Source organism: Coxiella endosymbiont of Ornithodoros amblus (assembly GCF_019425495.1).
Taxonomy (GTDB): Bacteria; Pseudomonadota; Gammaproteobacteria; order Coxiellales; family Coxiellaceae; genus Coxiella.
Genome location: NZ_VFIV01000087.1, coordinates 1 through 3,653, shown reverse-complemented (window position 1 = coordinate 3,653; position 3,653 = coordinate 1). Strand labels below are relative to the sequence as shown.

The window sequence follows — 3,653 nt, the reverse complement described above, 5'->3', positions numbered from 1 at the left end:
TTGATAGGGTATAATTACTGCGTCCCTCTCTTCAAAACTTCGTCAATGCCACGGTTCGCTAATTCGTCTGCGATTTCATTTGCGACATGGCCGCTATGGCCTTTTACCCAATGCCAAACAATTGTATGGCGCTCCACTTCGCACTCAAGTTCTTCCCATAATCGTTGGTTTTTCACAGGCTTTTTATTACTGGTTTGCCAGCCCCGCCTTTTCCAAACAGGAAGCCATTCAGTGATTCCGCGGCGCAAATATTGCGAATCTGTTGTTACAATTACCTGGCATGATTTCTTTAAGGATTTTAACCCCTCAATGGCGGCTGTTAATTCCATCTGGTTGTTGGTAGTTTTGGCAACTCCACCATGGAGCTGACGCTCATGCTCATTATAACGTAGTAATACTCCCCATCCGCCAGGGCCCGGATTTCCGCGACAGGCGCCATCACAATAGAAGTAAACAATATTTTGCTCTTGTTTCGTCATTAATTTTATCAACTTTTAATAATAAGGTGAGGAGGTTGGCTTTACGATTTTCCCCGCAATGATATCCGTTCCTTTCCAAACAATTTTATGCAGTAAGGGAGCGTAGACGCTCTTTTTTCCAATCAATAAATAAATGCCGCCTGCTGCCGGCAAAGACAATTGACCTGCCACTTCGCTAAATAATTGCATTCCTCGTCCGGGTTTTTTCTGACGAGGGAAACGATAGCAAAAAGTCTTGCTGAATAAAATGGAATAATTAAAATTAATTAACCAACGTTTAACTTGCGCGCGTGACCAGAACTTTCCATTCCAGGGAATATCTTTTTTTAAATTAAAAAATTTATTTATTCCCCACAGGCTCCACGGATTAAACCCAAAAATTAATAATCGACCGTCCGGTTTTAGCGCTTGAAAAATTTCCTGCAGTAATTTAACGGGGTAATTGATGAATTCTAATAAATGCACGAGGACCACAATATCGACGCTATTCGGCAACAATGGTAGGTCTTGATATTCTGTTTGGATCGTCAACGAGGAAAGGTCGTCGGGTTGCGACATTAATCTTATTCGATAAAGGATGGAGCTCATCGCCGAATGAGCAAGATCTGCTGTACCACCCATTTGTACTAAGTATCGGCCTTTAATATTGCTTAAAACGCGGGCAGCTTCTTCACATTCTAAGGTTAACAACCACGACCCCGGTGATTGTTGGTACCATTCCTGCATACTCGGTGACGTAGGTTTCATATCGCAAGTTTCGATTTATTGTCTTATACTCATTAAGGATCTGTGTGTTAGAGAGAGGCTTGCTTATGCCGCATAATATTCTCGCCATCCCTGCTCTTAATGATAACTACATCTGGACCATCGTGCATCCACGAAAACAAACGACTGTTATCATCGACCCTGGCGAAGCAAAACCCGTGCTTGATTTACTGAAAGAGCAAAAACTTAACTTGGCTGCCATACTCATCACTCACCATCATTGGGACCATACCAACGGCGTCCAAGCTATTTTACAAGAACATCCCGCCCCCGTTTATGGTCTTGCTGAAAGTGCTATTCCGTTTTGTGATCGCCCAGTCGTTGATAAGGAAAGCTTTTCTATCCCCTGCGCAGAACTTACTTTTAATGTATTGGCAATACCCGGCCATACCCTCGATCATGTGGCTTATTATGCAGATCAATGGATCTACACGGGTGATACTTTATTTGCGGGCGGCTGTGGGCGAATTTTTGAAGGGTCTCCTGATCAATTTTATCATTCGCTGCAGAAATTAGTTTCACTAAACCCCAGCACACGGGTTTACTGCGGCCATGAATACACAGCCAAGAATCTTGAATTTGCCAAAACTGTAGAACCAGAAAATCTCAAACTTAAACAACGCATCATTGAAACCAATCAAAAAACTAATCAAAACCTACCGACTTTACCCTCTACCATTCAAGCTGAGCTCGACACCAACCCTTTTCTTCGTTGTCATCAAAGAAACATCCAGCGGCGAGTCCAAGAATATTGCGGCTATCCACTCGCTAACACAGTCGCCGTTTTCGCTGCTCTGCGTCGTTGGAAAGATAAGTTTTGAAAATCTCGGCCGCAAAACGAGCGATATTTCTTTCTTTGTTTAGGAATTAGAGGATGGAATGGATCCCAAACTTTAAATTTTTTATTATAATTTTCAATTAGTTAAAAAATTTCCGATAAATTTTTAGTCAATTTTCCTTGATTCTGACTCCATTTATCCGTAATATGCCTCGGATGCGAAAATGGATCTCAAATACTACCACTGCTATGCCTGCTTCATCAGACCAACAATGGCACCTCACTAACCTTTTTCAAAAGGCCAAAGTTTTTTGAGCGTGATCAATCATCGTTTTAGCTTTGACGGGAAGTATAGCAACAATTACTGTCCGTGAAAAAATACGGTGGTTTCAGTACCGGTAGCACTATCTTACTCAATTGACCAAAAACGTTCAACCCTATATTTATTACGTGCTCCAACAAACTGAAAAAAGGGGGATGCTGGCGGAAATTGCCATTCTCCCGATGATTGAAAGCTAACCCTTTTCTTTACTCTAATCGCGGAGCCACTGGACTTTGGCAAATGATGTCCGGCACTGCTACTGGCTTTGGTCTTCTGATTAATTGGTGGTACGACGGACGTCGAGACGTGGTGGCTTCAACGAATGCCGCTTTAAATTACCTTCAATACCTTCATGGTTATTTCCATATAACTAGCTCTTGGCGATTGGCGCCTACGACGCCGGCGAGGGAACTATCTCAGCGGCTATCCGATATAACCGTCGGCATGGGCCCCGATCCACCGATTTTTGGTCTCTCCCCTTACCTTATGAAACTCGCGAGTACGTTCCGAAATTGTTAGCCTTGGCCAACATTATTAAAAATCATACTCGTTATGGTTTACATTTAACACTCATTGAGAATCCTCCTTTTTTACAACTGTGGCATTAGCAGGGCAAATGAATTTAGAAAAATTAGTGAATTGTCTGATTCTACATCGAAACTTATCAGCAATTTAAATCCCGATTTTCGTCGTTCGTCAACAATGCCGAATCATATCTATAATTTTTGATACCTATCGATAAAGCAGACCAACTCCAAAAAGTTTAGCTGAACTAGAAACGCAAACTCCCGCGTTGTCGGGAAAACGAATATATCATCGCGTTCACGCTGGCGATTCGTTAAGTATTTTAGCAAGCCGCTACCACACGAGTATGACGGAAATTCGTCAGATGAATAAATTAAAAAGCAATGTTATCCAAATTGAAAAAATTTATTAATTCCTGAGGCGCAAGCAACTCCTTACACCCCTGTTCACAATGCTCGCATTTCTGAGGATGATATTCCGGGACCCAAACGTATTGTGCACGTGGTGAAAGCTCATGAAACGATTGCACAGATTGCTCATCTTTCGCCTTTGGGGTAGGTGATAAATTGATTATTTGGAAATCCCTTCATACCGCTACAAAATACCATCTCGTTAAACGGAGAGAGTCCCTTTCGACCATTGCCCACCTTTATGGAACCACTGTCTCTAAATTACAATTACACCATTTGAATCATTTGTCCGGAGATAATATTCGAATTGGGCAGCAATTAATGGTATAAGTCGAATAAACGCTGAGTTTCTGATAATTGGTGTGCAGAAATTT

The 3,653-nt window shown here is 41.9% G+C and carries 3 protein-coding genes and 1 pseudogene; 2 read left to right on the top strand and 2 right to left on the bottom strand.

Features of this window, described 5'->3' with window-relative positions; translation table 11 throughout:
- Nucleotides 1-14: 14 nt before the first annotated feature.
- Nucleotides 15-479: a ribonuclease HI gene (rnhA, locus tag FIV31_RS07415; protein WP_280124332.1), complete on the bottom strand. Its 465-nt coding sequence runs from the start codon at nucleotides 477-479 to the stop codon at nucleotides 15-17.
- A 15-nt stretch (nucleotides 480-494) separates the two neighbouring features.
- The gene (locus tag FIV31_RS07410; protein WP_280124331.1) at nucleotides 495-1,226 is read right to left on the bottom strand and encodes a class I SAM-dependent methyltransferase; all 732 of its coding nucleotides are present in this window, start codon (nucleotides 1,224-1,226) and stop codon (nucleotides 495-497) included.
- Between the two features lie 65 nt (nucleotides 1,227-1,291).
- Between FIV31_RS07410 and gloB the strand changes: the two genes are divergently transcribed.
- Nucleotides 1,292-2,065 carry a hydroxyacylglutathione hydrolase gene (gloB, locus tag FIV31_RS07405; RefSeq protein WP_280124330.1) on the top strand — a complete coding sequence of 258 codons (774 nt, stop codon included), beginning with the start codon at nucleotides 1,292-1,294 and terminating at the stop codon, nucleotides 2,063-2,065.
- A gap of 137 nt (nucleotides 2,066-2,202) precedes the next feature.
- Nucleotides 2,203-3,609 (top strand): annotated as a pseudogene (locus tag FIV31_RS07400) (lytic transglycosylase).
- The last annotated feature ends 44 nt before the right edge of the window (nucleotides 3,610-3,653 follow it).

Bases quoted from the DNA above. Each gene is read 5' to 3' on its own strand.
- FIV31_RS07410 (WP_280124331.1), bottom strand. From the start codon at position 1,226: ATGAAACCTACGTCACCGAGTATGCAGGAATGGTACCAACAATCACCG.
- gloB (WP_280124330.1), top strand. From the start codon at position 1,292: ATGCCGCATAATATTCTCGCCATCCCTGCTCTTAATGATAACTACATC.
- rnhA (WP_280124332.1), bottom strand. From the start codon at position 479: ATGACGAAACAAGAGCAAAATATTGTTTACTTCTATTGTGATGGCGCC.